The sequence below is a fragment of the Sinomonas sp. genome (assembly GCF_036848755.1).
Taxonomy (GTDB): Bacteria; Actinomycetota; Actinomycetes; order Actinomycetales; family Micrococcaceae; genus Sinomonas.
In genome coordinates, this window is sequence record NZ_DAIUJO010000029.1 from 21,095 (window position 1) to 39,136 (window position 18,042).

The window sequence follows — 18,042 nt, forward strand, 5'->3', positions numbered from 1 at the left end:
CGACCCTGGTCCGATAGCCTCACCCAGCGTTCCAACGGAACCCTCATAGCCTGCGCACAGACGAAGCGGCCGTGAACGGCATATGGCGGGGCTACGTTTAATGGTGGAGATTCCCTCTTCGTTTAATGGTGGAGATTCCCTCTTCTCGTTCACTTCAGGAAGCACGTCCATGCCAGCCTCCCCCGCGTCCGCCCGCCCGTCCTCGTCGCCACGACCCGCACGGAAGGTCGTCCTGGGCACCCTTGCCGGCGCGTCCCTCGTCGGAGCGGTGGCCGGTTGCGCGCCCTCTGGTGCGGCCGCTGTTCCGGACTCGACGACGAGTCCGGCGGCGTGCGCGAGCTCGCCCGCCGCGACATCCAGCTCGGCGTCGGCGAGCGGCCCGGGAGCACAGCCGTACCGAGACGGGACCTTCTGCGCGGACGGCCATTACGTCTCGCCCAACGGTCCCGAGACGATCGGCGTCGCGCTGACCCTCAAGTCGGGCGTCGTGACGAACGTCCAGATCACCGAGCACCCGACGAGCGCCAACACGCGCCTCTATCAGCGGCACTTCGCGTCAGGGATCAAGGACGTGGTCGTGGGGAAGAAGCTCGACGACCTCAACGTCGGGGTCGTCTCCGGCTCTTCGCTGACCGGGCAGGGGTTCAACGACGCCGTCACCGTCATCAAGCGCGAGGCGTCGTAGGACGCGGCCGTGGAAACGTTCGCGTTCGATGCCCTCGGAACCCGGTTCGAGGTGCGCACCGCACATCAGCTCGGCGCCGGGGTCCGCGAGGAGCTGCTGCGGGAGACGCAGCGCTTCGACTGGGTGTGGTCGCGATTCCGGCCGGACTCGCTTGTAGCCCAGATGCGGGCGAACGGCGGCCGGTGGGACATGCCAGCCGAGAGCTCTGCGCTCGCCAGCCTGTACGCCCGCCTCTACGAGGTCACCCGGGGTGCGGTCAACCCGTGGGTCGGGTCTAGCCTCGAGCGCCTCGGCTACGGCCCCCACTACGAGCTTGTGCCGACCGGGCCGCCCGAGCCCGCCCCGCTCTGGGACGACGACCACGTCTGGGAAGGCACCGCCGTCGTCCTTGCCCGCCCTGCCGTGCTCGACATCGGTGCCGCCGGCAAGGGGCTGCTCGTCGACCGCCTCGGCGCAATCCTCGACGAGGCCGGGCACGAGGCCTACGTGGTGGACGGCAGCGGCGACCTGCTGCACGCCGGTTCGGAGCCGGTCCGGGCCGCGCTCGAGCATCCCTACGACCCCGAGGAGGCGATCGGGATCGTTGAACTCGCGCGCGGCGCCCTCTGCGCGTCCGCCGGCAACCGCCGGACGTGGGGGGACGGCTTCCATCATCTGCTCGACGCGCGGACGGGTGCGCCAGTGCGCTCCATCATCGCGACGTGGGCGATGGCCTCGGACGCGATGACCGCCGACGCTCTCGCGACGGCGCTCTTCGTCGCGCCCGGTCCCGTGCTCGCCGCCGAATTCGCCGAGGCCGGCCCAGAGTGGCTTCAGGTCTTCTCGGACGGTCATGCCGAGGGCAGCCAGATCTTCATGGAGGGCCTGTTCTCGTGACCCCCACGCTCTCCGCTCCCGTCGCTGCGAGGCTTCGCCTGGTCACCGCCCTGGGGCGGCTCAGCGCGTACCGCCTCGTCGTCGTGGTGCTCGCAGCGCTAGCGGCCTACAGCGTGGTGCTCGGCGCGCTCGGCTGGCTCCCCTTCGGCGTCCCCGCCATGCTCGCGTCCCTTCTGGTCTGCCTCGCCGCCTCGTATGGGGTCAACCGGGTCGTGGCGGCCGCCGTGCGTGTCACGCCCCAGGCGGATTCGTCGCTCGTCACCGGGCTGCTGCTCTACTTCCTGTTCTGGCCGAGCCTCGCGCCCCTCGACCTAGCCGTCACCGCGCTCGCCGGCACCGCAGCGGCCCTGTCCAAGTACGTCCTGGCCGTGCACGGTCGGCACGCGTTCAATCCCGCCGCCCTGGGCGCGTTCGTGGTCGGCCTCACCGGGTGGGGCGCGGCCGCGTGGTGGGTTGGAACGCCCCCGATGCTGTGGCTCGTGCTTCCCGGCGCGCTCCTCGTGCTCTACCGCGTGCAGCGCCTTGCGATGGCAGGCCTCTTCGCACTCGTCGCCCTCGGGGTCTTCACAGCAGCCGTCGCGCAGGGCGGCATCGCTCCCCTCACCTCCGTCGGGCAGGCAGTCTCCCAGGGTCCGCTCGTGTTCTTCGCGGGCTTCATGCTCTCGGAACCGCTCACGATGCCTGGGCGCCGCCTTCACCAGTTCGGCTACGCGGCCGTCGTCGGCGTCGCGTACGCACTGCCGTTCACGCTGGGGCCGGTCTCCAATTCGCCCGAGCTGGCGCTCCTTGTCGGAAATCTCCTTGCCTTCGTGTTCGGCCTGACCCGCGGCGTGAGCCTCCGTTTCGTGGAGAGGCGCGAGCTCACGCCGACATCCCACGAGTTCGTCTTCCTCCCGTCGCGGCGCGTGCGCTTCGCGCCCGGGCAGTACGCCGAGCTGTCCCTTCCCGGCGGTGGCCCCGCCGGGGCTGGCAGCCGCCGGACGTTCAGCTTCACGAGCGCGCCTTCTTCGGACCTTCTCGCGTTCGGCGTGAGCACCGCGCCGCCGCTGTCCCCCTCAAAGCGTTCGCTCATGGGCTTGGTTCCGGGCCAACGCGTGTACTTGGCCGCGGTCGGGGGTGACTTCGTGCTCCCCCGCGACACCGACGATCCCCTCCTGCTCGTCGCCGGGGGGATCGGGATCACGCCGTTCGCGTCGATGCTGCGGGCTGCCCGCAGCTCGGGCGAGGGGCGCGACGTCGTGCTCGTCGCCTCGGTGCCCACCCCCGCGGAGCTTGCGTTCGCGGGGGTCCTGCGAGCCTCCGGGGCGAGGGTCGTCGTCCGGGCGTCCGACGGCGGCGCTCCCGCCGACTTCGCGGAGGACGCAGGCTCCGCCCCGTTCAGCGCCGCAAGACTCCGCGAACTCGTCCCCGACATCGATGCGCGCACGGCGTATGTCTCGGGGCCGCCGTCGTTCGTCGGGGCGGTCGCGCGGGAGCTACGGGAGGCGGGCGCTCGCCACGTCCGTCGCGACGCGTTCTCGGGCTACTGACCTCACGGCGCGCGGCGTAGGCTGACCAGCGGACATCCCTTCTGGAAGGAGTGAGCAATGGACCAGGACATCCAGAACCGCATCAAGGAGCTCATCGAGGAGGAGCGCGGCCTGCGCTCGGCGCTCGGAGACGGCAAGATCTCCGCCGACGAGGAGCACGAGCGGCTGACCTCCGTCGAGGCACAGCTCGACCAGTGCTGGGATCTCCTGCGCCAGCGTCGCGCCAAGCGGCAGTACGGTGAGAACCCGAACGAGGCAGCCCCCCGTTCCGCCGATGTCGTCGAGAACTACCTCGAGTAGGTTCGGCCGGACCATTTCCGGGGCTTCGGCGGCGTGGCGGTTTGCCTTCCGGCCGGTTTGCATGGCCGGGGTGAGCACCTGATAAGCTCGATGAGTCTCCACGGACGGGCCCTCGTAGCTCAGGGGATAGAGCGTCTGCCTCCGGAGCAGAAGGCCGTAGGTTCGAATCCTATCGAGGGCACCAGGAAAGGCCCCGCCGACCAAGTCGGCGGGGCCTTTTTGGTGAGCGCACCGGCAGACCCCCAGCTAAATCCCCGTTGTCGCGGTTCGCCTTCTGGCCGTCGTGGTCCGCCTTGTGATCTCCATTCCGTGGGCAGTCTTCTGTAGAGACCGGCGGCCGTGAAGATCAGCGCGCGGCTCCCACAAGCGCAAGAAGAACAGGACCCATGCCCCCTCTTCTATGCCTCGACCACTCTGGCACCGTCGCGCTGGGTGCGGCGCCAGGCGGAAGCGACGCACTGCTGCGGGGCGACGTCGTCTGGTGAATCGGTCCGAGCCCGTTCGCGTGCGCGATGGCCTAGAAGCTGGGGGATTTGGAGGGGCCAACTAGACTGGATCAGCCATGGCCTTGACGATCACGTACCCCAGCGCTCTGCCCGTCTCCGAACGGCGCGACGAGCTCATGGAGGCCATCGCGGCGAACCAGGTGACGATCATCGCGGGCGAGACCGGCTCCGGAAAGACGACCCAGATCCCCAAGATGTGCCTCGAGCTCGGCCTCGCCGAGAAGGGGCTCATCGGCCATACCCAGCCGAGGCGCCTCGCGGCCCGCACGGTGGCCGAGCGCATCGCGGAAGAACTGGGCGTCGAGCTGGGCCAGGAGGTCGGCTTCCAAGTCCGCTTCACCGGCGAAGTGGGCCCGGAGACGAAGGTCAAGCTCATGACCGACGGCATCCTGTTGGCGGAGATCCAGCGGGACCGGCTCCTCCGGCGCTACTCGACGATCATCATCGACGAGGCGCACGAGCGCAGCCTCAACATCGACTTCATCCTCGGCTACCTCAAGCGGGTCCTTCCCCAGCGGCCGGACCTCAAGGTCATCATCACGTCGGCGACCATCGATCCGCAGAGATTCGCGCTGCACTTCGCCCGCGAGCTGCCCGACGGGACCAGCGAGCCGGCCCCGGTCCTCGAGGTCTCGGGCCGCACCTACCCGGTTGAGATTCGCTACCGCCCGCTCGGGGGCGACGGCGGGGACACGGCGGACGACGACGAGTCGACCGTCGCGCGGTCCGACGACGCGCTCGAGGACGACCGTGATCCCCTCGACGCAGTGTGCGACGCCGTCGACGAACTCTCCCGTGAGGACCCGGGCGACATCCTCATCTTCTTCTCCGGCGAGCGCGAGATCCGCGATGCGGCAGACGCCCTCGGTGCGCGAATCCAATCCAACCGTCGCCTCGCGGGCGCCGAAATCCTCCCGCTCTACGCCCGTCTCTCCCTCGCCGAGCAGCACCGCGTCTTCAGCCCCGGAGGACGGCGCCGCATCGTCCTCGCGACCAACGTCGCCGAGACCTCCCTGACGGTTCCGGGAATCAAGTACGTCATCGATACGGGCACAGCACGCATCTCGCGGTACTCCCACCGGACGAAGGTTCAGCGGCTCCCGATCGAGCGGGTCTCCCAGGCATCCGCGAACCAGCGCGCCGGGCGCTGCGGGCGCGTCTCAGAAGGCATCTGCATCCGCCTCTACTCGGAAGAGGACTACCTCTCCCGGCCCGAATTCACGGATCCCGAGATCCTGAGGACAAACCTCGCCGCCGTCATCCTGCAGATGACCGCGATGGGAATCGCCCGCGGCCCGAAGGACGTCGAGGCGTTCCCGTTCGTCGAGCCACCGGAGAGCCGCGCCATCAACGACGGCGTCCTCCTCCTCCGAGAGCTGGGTGCCTTGGCGGAGCCGGGCGCGGAGCCGGAGCCTGCCCAGAACGGCCGGCGCCGCGGCGCTGGCCGCCGCGACGGGCGGGCCCCCGGAAAGGGGGACGGCCGCGCGAGCGGGCTGACCGCCGTCGGACACCAGCTCGCCCAGCTCCCCGTCGATCCTCGGCTCGGCCGCATGATCGTGGAGGCGTCGAGGCGGGACTGCGCTCGCGAGGTGATGGTCCTCGCGGCCGCGCTCACCATCCAGGACCCGCGGGAGCGACCGACGGAGAAGAGGCAGCTGGCCGACGAGAAGCATGCGCGCTTCAGGGATGAGAACTCGGACTTCTCGGCCTACCTCAACCTGTGGAACTACCTGCAGGAAAAGCAGCGCGAGCTCTCCTCGTCGGCGTTCCGTCGGCTCTGCAAGGCGGAGTTCATCAATTATCTGCGTGTCCGTGAGTGGCAGGAACTGTTCCAGCAGCTCCGGCAACTCGCCCGACCTCTTGGTATCAGCCTGGGCCAGGGCAGGGACACGGATCCCGTAGGCAACCACGACGCCGTCCACGTCTCGCTGCTCGCGGGCCTCCTCAGCCACATCGGGCTCCTCGACGAGCGCAAGCGCGAGTATGCGGGCGCCCGCGGGACGCGCTTCGCGATCTTCCCAGGCTCGGCGCTGTTCAAGAAGAGCCCCACCTACGTCATGGCTGCGGAGCTCGTCGAGACGAGCCGCCTCTGGGCGCGGACGGTGGCGAAGATCGACCCGGAGTGGGCCGAACTCGTGGCCCCGCACCTCGTGAAGCGTTCGTACTCCGAGCCCCACTGGTCGAAGCGCATGGGCTCGGTCATGGCGTACGAGAAGGTCACGCTCTACGGCGTCCCCGTCGTGCCGCAGCGCCGCGTGAACTACGGGCGAATCGACCCAGCTCTCGCCCGCGAGCTGTTCATCCGCCACGCCTTGGTCGAGGGCGACTGGCGCACGCACCACGCCTTCTTCCGCCGCAACCGCGACTTGCTCGAGGAGGTCGACGAGCTCGAGACGCGTGTCCGCCAGCGCGGCCTCCGGGTCGACGACGAGACGCTTTTCGATTTCTACGACGAACGGCTCCCTGCGGCGGTCGTCTCTGAGCGGCATTTCGACGCGTGGTGGAAGAAGGCCAAGCACGACGACCCGCATCTCCTCGACTTCGACCGTGCGCTGCTCCTGAGCGAACGGGCCGAAGACGTCGACGACGCCGCCTACCCGAAGGTGTGGCGGCAAGGATCGTTCGAGCTGCCGTTGAGCTACGAGTTCCAGCCGGTCGCCCCGGGCGGAACTCCGGACCCGAACGACGGCGTGACCGCCGAAGTCCCCGTCCTGTTCCTCAACCAGCTCGATCCGGAACCGTTCCGCTGGCAGATCCCGGGGCAGCGGACCGAGCTCGTCGCGGCCCTCATCAAGTCGCTCCCCAAGCAGGTGCGCAAGAACTTCGTCCCCGCGCCGGACGTCGCCCGGCAGGCGGTCGCCGTGCTCGACTCGGACTTCGACCCGCAGCGGGACGAGCTCGAGCCCTCGCTCGAACTCGCCCTGCGCCGGGTCAAGGGCCAGATCGTGCCCCCGGGCTCGTGGAACTGGGAGGCCGTCCCGCCGCACCTGAAGATGTCGTTCAGCGTGGTCGACCCGAGGGGAATGGTCCTCGGATCGGGCAAGGACCTCGTTGCGCTCCAGGAACAGCTCGCGCCCGCGACTCGGCGCGCCATCGCCGAATCGCTGGGCGCGACACCCAAGTCGGCCCAGCCGACGAAGCGGCGTGGCGAGCACGCGTCGTCGTCCGCGCAGGGTGCCACGTCAGCGCAAGGGACGACGGCGACGGGGGGCGAGCGCGCGGGGCGCGCCGTAGGCGCGGGACTTGCCGAACAGAGTGGCTTGACCGAATGGACCCTTGGAACGATTCCGCGCACGGCGAGTACCGTCGTCGCCGGGCACACGGTCACCGGCTATCCCGCACTCGTCGACGAGGGCCGCGGAAGCAAGGGCCAGCCGAAGGCCAGGGGCACGGTGGGACTGCGTGTGTTCCAGAGCGAGGAGGACCAGCTCCAGGCCCACCGCGGCGGCGTCATCCGCCTCCTCGCGTTGCGGGTACCCGCGCCGGACAGGTATGTCCTCGAACACCTCAACAACCGCGAGAAGCTGACGTTCAGCCAGAATCCCCACGGGAACGTGACGGACCTCATCGCGGACTGCGTGCTCGCGGCGATCGACCGGCTCGTCCCCGCCGGGCTGCCATGGGACCGCGCTTCGTTCGATGCGCTCTACGACCACGTTCGCGCCGAGCTCATCGACACGGTCTTCGCCGTGACGGCGATCGTCGAGGAGGTACTCGCCGCCGCCAGCCGCATCAGCAAGCAGCTCAAGGGGACCACGAGCCTGGCCCTCGTGAGCGGGCTCAACGACGTCAAGGCGCAGCTCGAGCAGCTTGTCTACCCCGGCTTCGTGGCCCGGACAGGCTACGCCCAGCTCGTTCACCTCCCCCGCTACCTTCGGGCGATCGAACGCCGGCTCGAGAAGATGCCCGCCAACGTCCAGCGGGATGCGGTCGCGATGGCGACCGTTCAGGCGCTCGAGGACGACTACGACGACGCAGTGGGCGCCCTGTCGCCCACCGGGAGGAACCGCGGGAAGCTCGAGAAGGTGCGCTGGATGATCGAGGAGCTCAGGGTGAGCCTCTTCGCCGTCGAACTCGGGACCGCAGGGAAGGTCTCGGAGAAGCGCGTGCGGCAGGCGCTCAACGAGGCGCTCGCACCGGCGTAGCGACGCCCGCGCGAGCCGCCCTCTACGACTCGGGGACGAAGGCGCCGTGCCCCGCATCGCGGAGCGCCTGTCGGAGCTTCTCGGCGGCCGCATCCATGGCGGCCGGATCGGGGTTGTGCTGGGCGCGCTGGAAATTGAACTCAGCCTCGGAGGTTGCCGGCCAGACGTGGACGTGCAGGTGATGGACCTCGAAGCCGGCAATGATCATGCCCGCGCGCTCCACATCGAAAGCCTCGACCTGTGCCTGGCCGATCTTCTGCGCGACGAGCATCACCTGAGTGAGCAGGTCGGGCGAGGCGTCGGTCCAGCGGTCCACCTCCTTGCGCGGTACCACGAGCGCATGGCCGTCCGCGAGCGGCCCGATGCTCAGGAATGCGACGACGTCGTCGTCCTTCCAGACGAACCGCCCGGGAATCTCGCCCTCGATGATGCGCGTGAAGATCGTGCTCATGCCTGCCCTTCCTCAGCCCCGGTTGAGGCCTTCCGTAGAATCCGTCGTTCCGCCGCTGGCCCCACCGAGCGTAGCGACGTCCAGGACAAACCTGTACGCAACGTCCCCGGCGACCATGCGGTCGTACGCGGCGTTGAGTTCCGCCGCCGCGACGAGTTCGACGTCGGCCGCCACCCCATGTTCAGCGCAGAAGTCCAGCATCTCCTGCGTCTCCGCGATTCCGCCGATGAGGGACCCGGCGTAGGAGAGGCGCCGCCGGATCAGCAGGCCCGGATCGACGGGCGCCATCGTCCCCGACGGGAGGCTCAGCTGGAAGAGCGCGCCATCGAGCCGGAGCGTCCGCAGGTACGCGTTGACGTCGTGGGCTGCCGCGACCGTGTCGAGGACAAGGTCGAGCGTACGCTGGGCGGCCTCGAGCGCCGCGGCGTCCGAGGTCACGACGACGTTGTCGGCGCCGAGTTCTCGCGCGGCCTCGGCCTTCGCGGGAGACCGGGTGAAGACGGTGACCTCGGCTCCCATGGCCTTGGCGAGCTTGACGGCGAGATGCCCCAGACCGCCGAGCCCGGCGACGCCGACGCGCTCGCCGGGCTCGACGCCGAAGTAGCGCAGCGGCGAATAGGTCGTGATCCCGGCGCACAGGAGGGGCGCCGCTTCGGCCGGGTCCAGCGTCTCCGGGACGCGGAGCACGAACCTTTCGGTGACCACGATCCGCTGGGCGTAACCCCCCTGGGTGGTGGCCCCGCCGTTCCGCGGGTCGGCTGAGCCGTAGGTGAGGACGCTCCCGCGCTCGCAGAACTGCTCGACCCCGTCGAGGCAGTTCTCGCACTCCCCGCACGAGTCGACCATGCACCCAACCCCGACCCTGTCACCTACGGCGAAGGACTGCACGTCCTCGCCGACGCGGCGCACGCGGCCGACGATCTCGTGACCCGGAACGAGCGGCCACGGGCGTTCGCCCCATTCGCCGCGCGTCGCGTGCACGTCGGAATGGCACAGGCCGCAGTACTCGACGTCGATCTCGACGTCGTCGGGTTTGGGCATCCGGCGCTCGATCGTGAGCGGCACCAAGCCGCTCTCTGCGGAGGTGGCGCCGTAGGCGGCGACGACCGTGCGCGCCGACGACCGCGGCCCGTCGGTGGCGTCGACGAGGCTGCGGCGAACCTTGTCCGCACCGGGCAGCACAGGGCGTCCAGGGGTCATACCGACGACGCCGTCCCAGGCGCGGGCCCCGTCACGACCGGCCGTGAGGGGTCCCTGGACCACTGCGAGAAGGAACCCGGGTAGAGGGCCGCGTCGATGCCGGCGATAGCGAGCGCCGCGATGTCGTGCGCCGCTGTGACGCCGGAACCGCAGTACACGGCGACCCCGCGTCCAGGCTCGACTCCCAGGTCCTCGTACCGGCTCCGGAGCTCCTCTGGGGGGAGGAACCGGCCGTCTTCGGCGAGGTTTCGCGCCGTGGGCGCGCTCACCGCTCCCGGGATGTGGCCCGGGCGAGGATCAACAGGCTCGACGTCGCCGCGGTACCGCTCGGGCGAGCGGGCATCGAGCAGGACGCCTGGGAACGAAGCCGCAGCGTCGGCGTCGATGACGGGTAGCCGGCCGCTGTCCAAGTGGACCGAGCCCGGCATCCTCGGTGTCTCGATGCCCTCGCTCAGCGGGAGGCCGGCCGCGCGCCAGGCGCCGAGACCGCCGTCGAGGAGGAGGACGCTCTCGAACCCCGCGTCTCGGAGCAACCACCAGGCTCTGGCCGCGGACTGGCCGGACGAATCGTCGTAGGCTACGACGACGTCCCCGTCGTCGATGCCCCACCGTCTCGCCGCGGCCTCGAGACCCTCGGGCGTGGGCAGGGGGTGGCGTCCGCCCGCGGCCTCCTCCGGGCTCCCGGGCTCGACCGGGACCGCGAGCTCGTGCTCGAGGTCCACGAAGACCGCTCCGGGAAGGTGACCCGAAGCGTACGCCTCGCGCCCCGGTGGCCCGTTCAGCGACCAACGGACATCGAGGAGGACGGTGCGACGCTCCTCGTCGAGGCGGCGCCTGAGTTCGCCGACGGTGATCAGGACCTGCTGCTCGGTGCTCATCGATTCCAGCCTAGCCGGGATGCTGCGATCCGGGAGGTGCTCAGATCTCGACCGACTCCCCCGGTTCGAGGTGCCGGTACTCCGTGCCGTAGAGGGCGCCGAGCCGCTTCGCGTGTCCTTCCACGATGCCTGTGCCCAGCTCGTTGATGAGTGCGTTGTGGATGGGGAACGCCCGCTGGGCGCGCACGGCGATGATGAAGTCAATGACTTCCTGGATCTTGTTCCACGGCGCATGCACCGGCACGAGGAGCGTCCCCACCTCGATGCCGTTCGGGACCGTGAAGGAGTCGCCCGGGTGGAATACCTCCCTGTCGATCAGATACCCGATATTGGCGACCACCGGAACCAGTGGGTGGATGAGGGCATGCTGGCTCCCGAACGTCTGCACCCGGAAGCCGGCGGCCTCGAATTCCTGGCCTGCCTCAACGGCGTGCACGCGCTCCGCCGCGGAGGGAGCGGCCTCGCGGAGCTGGCCGGCGACCTTCGCTGGCGCCCAGGCGGAGAGGGAGGCGTTCCCCTCGAGGGCCGCACCGACACGGTCGGTGTCGAGATGGTCCGCGTGCTCATGGGTCACAAGCAGCGCCTCCGCGCCGGCCAGCGCGTCCTCGACCTCGGAGAAGCTGCCCGGGTCGATCACGAGGGCGTGCCCATCCTTGTCGAAGCGGACGCACGCGTGGGTGTACTTGGTGAGCTTCATGGGGGCCAGTCTAGGCAGGCTTGCTAGGCTGGAATACCTGCGTGGAGGTGGGGCGTTTGCCACGGCAGGACGAACCGGGAGGGAAGCACCCCCCGCGGAAGAGAGGGTGAAGTGGCCGAGACGACGGCGTCGGGCCGAGCCCGCGCGGCAGGAGGACGCGAGCAGCGCGTCACGAAGCAGAAGGTCGCTGTGAGCGACGCCCTCGACGAACTCGCAGACTTCGTCTCCACCCAGGAACTGCACCGGATCCTGCAGGACCGCGGAGCATCGGTCTCTCTCGCCACGACCTACCGGATCGTCCAGTCCATGGCCGAGGATGGCCTACTCGACGTCCTGCGCGCCGACGACGGCGAGGCGCGCTACCGGCGCTGCGAGGCCCACGGCCACCACCATCACCTCGTGTGCCGCCGCTGCGGCAAGGCCGTCGAGATCGAGGCGCCAGCAGTCGAGGCCTGGGCGAGCCGCATCGCCGCCGAAAACGGCTACACGGCGGTCGAACACACGGTCGAGATCTTCGGGCTCTGCCCGGAGTGCTCGGCAACCGTGGCCGCCGAGCATCCCGAAGGGTGATCGACCGGATAGCCCGTCCCGGGTTCTAGACGGCAGATTTCGCGGCAGCCGCGGGCTCGCCGCTAACCCCCTCGACGACTCTGCCCGAGTCTCCCCTCCGGCGGCGCAGAAGGCCGATCCCAGCGCACGCGAGGTAGATGAGAAACGAGAGCGTCGTGACGTAGGGGCTGATAGGGATCCGGCCTCCCAGGGAGAGGAGGATGCCGCCGACGGTCGCGATCTCGGCGAAGACGACGCTCAGGAGCACGCCGAGCGCGGGCGACGACGTCGCCTTCTGGGCAGCCGCCGCGGGGGTGATGAGCAGGGCGAGAACCAGGAGCGCGCCCACCACCTGGATGGACAGCGCGACGCTGACCCCCAGCAGGAACATGAAGACGATCCCGAGGAACCGCACGGGCACGCCGCGGGCCCGCGCCATCTCCGGATCGACGCTCGAGAACGAGAGCGGGCGCCACACCGCCAGGAGCACGACGATCACGGCAGCCGCCGCAATCGCAAGCACCCGCAGCTGGACGGTGTCGACCGCGACGATCTGACCGGTCAGGAGACCGAACTTGTTCGCAGACCGCCCTTGGTAGAGCGAAAGGAAGAGGATCCCGAGGCCGAGGCCGAACGGCATGAGGACGCCGATGATCGAGTTCTTCGCGCGCGCCCGCCCGCCCATGAACCCAATCGTGAGGGCAGCGAGCACCGATCCCACGAGCGAGCCGGTGACAACGTCTGTGCCAGCGAGCAAGGCGAACGAGGCGCCCGCGAAGGAGAGTTCCGAGACCCCGTGGACAGCGAACGCGAGGTCACGTCGCACCACGAAGGTGCCGACGAGGCCGCCCAGCAGGCCGAGCACGGCGCCCGCCCAGACCGAGTCCTGGACGAGCTGCAGGAGTTGGCCGTAGTTGTCGAAGGAGAAGACCGAGTTCCAGAGGTCGGAGAAGTTCACCTCTTTGCCCCTTCCGTCTCCTCGACCGGCTCCTCCGGGGAGGGCGCGTGTCCGTGGTGCAGGTGGGTGGTCGCGTCGGGAAGGCCCACGACGACGATCCGCCCGTGGATGCGCGAGACCTCCACCCGGCTTCCATAGAGCTCCGAGAGGATCTCGGTCCGCATGACCTCCTCGGGCGAACCCACGCGGAATTGGCCCTCGGCGAGGTACAGGACGCGGTCCACGTAGTCGAGGATCGGGTTGATCTCGTGCGTCACGAACACGACCGCGGCACCCGTCTCCTCGCGCTGCCGGTCGATCAGGGCACTCACGCCCTGCTGGTGGTTGAGGTCGAGCGCGAGCAGTGGCTCGTCGCACAGGAGCACGCTGGGATCCCCCGCGATGGCCTGGGCTACGCGAAGCCGCTGCAGCTCGCCACCCGAAAGCTGCCCGACGGGCACCTTCGCGTAGGGTGTGGCGCCTACCCGTTCGAGCAGCTCGTCCACGGCGGCGTCGACCTTCCTCCGCTGCAGGCGCACGCCCCACCGGTGGCCGTCCACGCCGAGTGCCACGAGGTCGCGTGCGCGCAGGGACACATCAGCTGCAAACCCCTTCTGCTGGGGGATGTAGCCGACGTCCCGTCCCCTCGACCCCGCGGGGTGCCCGGCCACGTTCGCCGTTCCGGATGTCAGCGGGAGCAGCCCGAGAAGAACCTTCAGAAAGCTCGTCTTCCCGCTGCCGTTCGGCCCGAGGACGGCAAAGAACTCGCCCGGCTTGATGTCCAGGTCCAGCCCGCTCCAGAGGGTGCGCGTCCCGAAGGCCAAAGAGGCTCCTCGGAGTACGACGGCGGGCGCGTCCCCGCGCTGACCCGGTGAGGTAGCGCGCGTCGCGGCCTGACCGCCGTCGTTCGTCACGATTGCCAAGTCTAGGTCAGCCCTCTCATGAGTGGGCGGCTCCCAGCGCAGTCGAGATCTCGTCGGCGTTCTGCGTCATCCAGGTGACGTAGTCGCTTCCCTCGGGCATCGTCTCCAGGAAGTCCGCAACCGGGACCTTGGCGTTCTGCGCAAAGCTCTTGAGGGCCTCCGTCTGCTGGCTCTCCGTCTGCGGGTTGAAGGCCAGTAGAGCGACCGCATGGCTGGACAGCAGATCCTGCATCTCCTTGAGCGCCGCAGGCGGGACGTCGTTGCCCGCCTCGACGGCGGAGCTGAACGCCTCGGGGGTCTTGTTCTCGAGACCCGCGGCCTCGAGCATGTACAGCGGAACGGGCTCGGTCACCGCGACGCCCTCCCCCGAATGCGCCGCCTTGATGGCAGCGAGCTTCGACGTGATTCCCGCGAGCTTGCTGTCCCACTGGGCGGCCCGGTCGGTGAAGGTCTGGGCGTCTGCCGAGTCGAGCTTCCCCAGGCGGTCTGCGATCGCCTGCGCCACCTTCTTCATCGCGTCCTGGCTGTACCAGATGTGCTCGTTGAAGTCGGCGGACGCCGAGGCGCTCGCGCCGGCCCGAAGGCCCGACGCGTCAACGGCGTTGAGGACGGCGTCGCCGGAGAGCTTCGCGTCATCGGTGAGCCTTGTCATGAAATCGTCGTAGCCGGCGCCGTTGACGATCACGAGCTTGGCCTTGGAGACCGCGAGGCGGTCCTGAGTCGTCGCCTCATAGGAATGCGGATCCTGGCTCGCCTTGGAGATGATCGACGTGACGCTGACCTTGTCGCCCCCGATTGACTTGGCGATGTCGCCGTAGACGTTCGTCGAGGCCACCACATCGATCTGGCCCCCGGACTGGGAGGCCCCGCCGCCGCTGCTGGTCTGGGAGCCACACGCTCCGAGCGCGAGGGTGCCTGCGGCAGCCATCGACGCTGCCAGTGCGAGGCGGGTCAGGCGGCTCGGCGAGCCGAGTCGGTGGGCAAGGCTGCGGAAGGAACGGTGCACTGGAATCCTCGGTTCAGGTCGAGCGGCAGGTGGCCGGCGAGAGCGCTAATGCGAATTCATCGCAACAAGACCCACTGTAGCGCCTCTTGGGAACAATTCCCATTAGAGGGGGCGCGCAGAGGCGACCGCAGGCAAAAGTGCATGAACGCCGCTGGCGCGGCTGCTCACGCGGCGCGCATCAGGATCCCGGGTCTCCCGCGAAGCGACGGTACCGTCCGGCCTGGGTTGCGTCCCGGATCTCGCCGACGAGCTGCTCGATCACATCCTCGAGGAAGAGCACGCCCCGCGTGTCGCCCCCTGGGCCGATCACGCGGGCTACGTGCAGGCCCGTCTTCTGCATCGCCGTGAGGGCATCCTCGACGCTCGTGTCCAATCCGAGGTTCGCCAACGAGCGGACCCTGGCCTCCCCGATGGGACGCTCGCGCGCAGCCTCGGGGATCGCGAGGACATCCTTGACGTGAAGATAGCCGGTCAGCTCACCGTCGTCGTCGACCATGGGGAACCGCGAGAAGCCGGTCTTCGCAACGGCCTTCTCGAACCCCGACGGCGTGATCGACGTCGGGAGGGTCACGATCTGCTCGAGCGGCACCATGATCGAGGCGACCGTCTGGTCTGAGAACTCGAGGGCCCCCGAGAGCAGGCCCGATTCGTCGTCGACCAGGCCGGATCTGGTCGAGACCTCGACGATGGACTGGACCTCCTCCAGCGTGAACGACGAGGACACCTCGTCTTTAGGCTGCACCCCTATGAGGCGCAGCACGGCGTTCGCGGACCAGTTGAGCGCCACGATGACGGGCCTGACGAGCCGCGCGATGCCCACCAGGATCGGAGCGAGCACAATCGCCGCGCGGTCTGCGACGGACACCGAGATGTTCTTCGGCACCATCTCACCGAACGTCACGTGCAGGACGGTCACGAGCGCGAGCGCGACGACGAATGCCGCCGTCTCGGAGGCCTCGACTGGAATGTGGAGCGCGGAGAGCGGCACGCCGACGAGGTCATGGATCGCGGGCTCCGCGACCTGGAGCAGGAGCAGTGAGCAGACCGTGATGCCGAGCTGGGCGCACGCGAGCATGAGGGAGACGTGCTCCATCGCCCGGAGCGTCGTCGCGGCGCGCTTCGAACCGCCCTCGGCGATCGGCTCGATCTGGCTGCGGCGCGCGGACATGATGGCGAATTCCGCGGCCACGAAGAACGCGTTCCCGAGCAACAGGACGACGAGCCAGACGATCCCTCCCCAATCGCCCATCACGCCCCGGCCCCTTCAGCCTCGGCCCGAACCTTCGGTGCGGGGACGAAGCGGAGCCGGTCCACGCGTCGGCCGTCCATGCGGGTCACCTCGAGCGCCCCGCCGTCGACCGCGATGCGGTCTCCTTGGACCGGCACGCGGCCCAGCGAACGCATCACGAAGCCGCCCACCGTCTCGTAGGCGGGGTCATCCTCGACAACCAGCCCCGGAACCTGCTCGGACACCTCGTCGGGGCGCATGAGTCCGGGGAAGAACCAATCGCCGGAAGCGCTCTGGAGCACCCCGGGAGCAAGCCGGTCATGCTCGTCGGAGACCTCCCCCACGATCTCTTCGACGAGGTCCTCGAGGGTGACGACGCCGGCGGTGCCCCCGTACTCGTCGAGGACGACGGCGAGCTGCAGGGTGCCGCCGCGGAGCTGCGAGATGAGCGCGTCGAGATGGATCGTCTCCGGGACGCGGAGGACTTCCGTCATGATGGCCCCTGCCTCGAGCGAGGCGCGCCGCTCCGCTGGGACGGCGACCGCCTTCTTGACGTGGACGAGTCCACGGACGTCGTCGGGGGAATCACCGATCACCGGAAAACGCGAGTGTCCCGTGGACCGCGCCGCAACGATGACGTCCTCGACCGAGTCCGTGGCATCCACGGTCGTGACCCGCATCCGCGGCGTCATGACGTCCGCCGCGGTGCGCTCGGAGAAGCTCAGGGTCCGCGAAACGAAGCGGGCGGTCCCTTCGTCGAGAGTGCCGAGCTCAGCGGAGCGGCGCACCAGCGAGGCGAGCTCCGCGGGCGAGCGGGCGCCCGAGATCTCCTCCTGCGCCTCGATGCCCATCGCGTGGAGCACCCTGTTCGCGAAGCCGTTGAGCACGATGATGGCGGGCTTGAACACGGCCGTGAAGATCAGCTGGGGGCGGGCGACGGCGCGTCCCACGCCGAGTGCGCGCGCAATCGCGAGATTCTTGGGGACAAGCTCGCCCAGGAGCATCGAAGCGAGCGTCGCGATGACCATCGCGACAACGAGCGAGACGGCCTCCGCTGCCGGGACGCCGAGTCCCGCGAGGGGAGCCTCGAGGAGCTTGCCCACGGACGGCTCCATGACGAAACCGGTCAGGAGGGTCGTCAGCGTGATGCCGAGCTGACAGCTTGAGAGCTGGGTGGAGAGGCTGGTGATGCACTGCATGAGGGCCTTGGCCCCCGGTTCGCCCCTGTCGATGCTGCGTTGGACCGTCGAGTGGTCAAGCGCGACGAGGGAGAACTCGACCGAGACAAAGAACCCGGTGCCGAGGATGAGGATGATTCCCGCGGCAAGGAGCAGCCACTCCATTCAGGCACCGACCGCCTTGGAGTATGCGGACGCGCCAGACCGGGAAATCCGATGATCCGCAGAAATTCGACGATCCGTAGAAATGGGGCGGATTTCCCGCGGCGAACTCTCGACAGAAGAAGTCGGGAGTGAGATCCGGCGGCAGCTTCTCAAGGTCGAACTTCGCGGCGCGGAACTTCGCAGTTCGGAGCTTCGCAGTTCGGAACTTCGCAGTCCGAAACTTCGCAGTCCGGAACTTCGCGGAGGGTCGTCGTCCATAGCCGTTCCAGCTTATCAGCCGGGCCCCTACGGAGGTCCCGCGGTGCCACAGGACCGAGCCGGACGCCGAGGTGGGATGTGACACTTCCCACGGATTGCCCGTTTCGCGGACTCGCTCACTAGACTAGACAGGAGTGTGAACCGGAAGGCCCGTATTCCCTCCGATTCACGGTGGCAGGCGGCTCCTGTCCCGACATCGAACCGCCTGCCGGGCCATGGTCCGGTGGTTGGCCTGTGAAGACCTGCCTCCTGGCCCAACAGATCGATGGAAGAGGCGTATCTCCAGTGCCAGAATTGCCAACCCACCGCCTGCCCGAAGAATTCGGCGGCAATGAGTGGCTTGTCGACGAGCTGTACGAGCAGTATCAGCAGAACAAGAACTCGGTCGACTCCAAGTGGTGGCCCCTGTTCGAATCGTTCGAAAGCGATGCTGCGGCAAACGGGTCTCCGATCGTGAACGGATCCGCGAAGGCGCAGACCGTAGACACCCTCACGAGGCAGTTGCCGACGACGCCGGCTCCGGCCTCGGCC

General features: G+C 68.9%; 16 protein-coding genes and 1 tRNA gene. 8 read left to right on the forward strand and 9 right to left on the reverse strand.

Features of this window, described 5'->3' with window-relative positions:
- Nucleotides 1-169: 169 nt before the first annotated feature.
- The 6 genes from V7053_RS06680 (at nucleotide 170) to hrpA (ending at nucleotide 8,041) form a co-directional block, all read left to right on the forward strand.
- A complete protein-coding gene (locus V7053_RS06680; protein WP_334171487.1) occupies nucleotides 170-685 on the forward strand; it encodes an FMN-binding protein in 516 nt (171 codons plus the stop codon).
- 9 nt (nucleotides 686-694) lie between these two features.
- The gene (locus V7053_RS06685) at nucleotides 695-1,561 is read left to right on the forward strand and encodes an FAD:protein FMN transferase (RefSeq protein ID WP_334171488.1); all 867 of its coding nucleotides are present in this window, start codon (nucleotides 695-697) and stop codon (nucleotides 1,559-1,561) included.
- Nucleotides 1,558-3,090, forward strand: a complete 1,533-nt coding sequence (locus tag V7053_RS06690; RefSeq protein WP_334171489.1) for an FAD-dependent oxidoreductase — start codon at nucleotides 1,558-1,560, stop codon at nucleotides 3,088-3,090. The genes V7053_RS06685 and V7053_RS06690 overlap by 4 nt, the downstream gene beginning before the upstream one ends.
- 57 nt (nucleotides 3,091-3,147) lie before the next feature.
- On the forward strand, nucleotides 3,148-3,390 hold the full coding sequence (locus tag V7053_RS06695; RefSeq protein ID WP_334171490.1) for a DUF2630 family protein: 243 nt from the start codon (nucleotides 3,148-3,150) through the stop codon (nucleotides 3,388-3,390).
- A gap of 108 nt (nucleotides 3,391-3,498) precedes the next feature.
- Nucleotides 3,499-3,574: transfer RNA gene (locus V7053_RS06700), tRNA-Arg, on the forward strand.
- 378 nt (nucleotides 3,575-3,952) lie between these two features.
- Complete coding sequence (gene hrpA, locus V7053_RS06705; RefSeq protein WP_334171491.1) at nucleotides 3,953-8,041, forward strand: ATP-dependent RNA helicase HrpA; 4,089 nt, start codon at nucleotides 3,953-3,955, stop codon at nucleotides 8,039-8,041.
- 22 nt (nucleotides 8,042-8,063) lie between these two features.
- On the opposite strand, the gene V7053_RS06710 is transcribed toward hrpA, so the two are convergent.
- From V7053_RS06710 to V7053_RS06725, 4 genes are read right to left on the reverse strand one after another with little or no spacing between them, the layout of a single operon-like run.
- Entirely contained in the window at nucleotides 8,064-8,492 is a 429-nt protein-coding gene (locus tag V7053_RS06710; protein WP_334171492.1) for an HIT family protein, read from the reverse strand.
- Nucleotides 8,493-8,504: 12 nt separating this feature from the next.
- Nucleotides 8,505-9,692: an NAD(P)-dependent alcohol dehydrogenase gene (locus V7053_RS06715; protein WP_334171493.1), complete on the reverse strand. Its 1,188-nt coding sequence runs from the start codon at nucleotides 9,690-9,692 to the stop codon at nucleotides 8,505-8,507.
- Nucleotides 9,689-10,570, reverse strand: coding sequence for a sulfurtransferase (locus V7053_RS06720; protein WP_334171494.1), 882 nt, complete (start codon nucleotides 10,568-10,570; stop codon nucleotides 9,689-9,691). The genes V7053_RS06715 and V7053_RS06720 overlap by 4 nt, the downstream gene beginning before the upstream one ends.
- 40 nt (nucleotides 10,571-10,610) lie before the next feature.
- A complete protein-coding gene (locus V7053_RS06725) occupies nucleotides 10,611-11,267 on the reverse strand; it encodes an MBL fold metallo-hydrolase (RefSeq protein ID WP_334171495.1) in 657 nt (218 codons plus the stop codon).
- Between the two features lie 111 nt (nucleotides 11,268-11,378).
- On the opposite strand from V7053_RS06725, the gene V7053_RS06730 reads away from it, so the two are divergent.
- Complete coding sequence (locus V7053_RS06730; protein WP_334171496.1) at nucleotides 11,379-11,837, forward strand: Fur family transcriptional regulator; 459 nt, start codon at nucleotides 11,379-11,381, stop codon at nucleotides 11,835-11,837.
- 25 nt (nucleotides 11,838-11,862) lie between these two features.
- Here V7053_RS06730 and V7053_RS06735 read toward each other — a convergent pair whose 3' ends face one another.
- From V7053_RS06735 to V7053_RS06755, 5 genes are all read right to left on the reverse strand, one after another.
- The gene (locus V7053_RS06735) at nucleotides 11,863-12,774 is read right to left on the reverse strand and encodes a metal ABC transporter permease (protein WP_334171497.1); all 912 of its coding nucleotides are present in this window, start codon (nucleotides 12,772-12,774) and stop codon (nucleotides 11,863-11,865) included.
- Nucleotides 12,771-13,577 (reverse strand): metal ABC transporter ATP-binding protein, encoded by an 807-nt coding sequence (locus V7053_RS06740; protein WP_334171504.1) that lies wholly within the window; start codon nucleotides 13,575-13,577, stop codon nucleotides 12,771-12,773. The genes V7053_RS06735 and V7053_RS06740 overlap by 4 nt, the downstream gene beginning before the upstream one ends.
- Before the next feature lie 115 nt (nucleotides 13,578-13,692).
- Nucleotides 13,693-14,682 carry a metal ABC transporter solute-binding protein, Zn/Mn family gene (locus V7053_RS06745; protein ID WP_334171498.1) on the reverse strand — a complete coding sequence of 330 codons (990 nt, stop codon included), beginning with the start codon at nucleotides 14,680-14,682 and terminating at the stop codon, nucleotides 13,693-13,695.
- A 178-nt stretch (nucleotides 14,683-14,860) separates the two neighbouring features.
- Nucleotides 14,861-15,931 (reverse strand): hemolysin family protein, encoded by a 1,071-nt coding sequence (locus V7053_RS06750; protein ID WP_334171499.1) that lies wholly within the window; start codon nucleotides 15,929-15,931, stop codon nucleotides 14,861-14,863.
- Nucleotides 15,931-17,253: a hemolysin family protein gene (locus V7053_RS06755; RefSeq protein WP_334171500.1), complete on the reverse strand. Its 1,323-nt coding sequence runs from the start codon at nucleotides 17,251-17,253 to the stop codon at nucleotides 15,931-15,933. Before V7053_RS06755 ends, V7053_RS06750 begins: the two co-directional genes overlap by 1 nt.
- Before the next feature lie 543 nt (nucleotides 17,254-17,796).
- On the opposite strand from V7053_RS06755, the gene V7053_RS06760 reads away from it, so the two are divergent.
- Nucleotides 17,797-18,042 (forward strand): 2-oxoglutarate dehydrogenase E1 subunit family protein (locus V7053_RS06760; protein WP_334171501.1); only part of this gene is annotated, 246 nt, incomplete at its 3' end.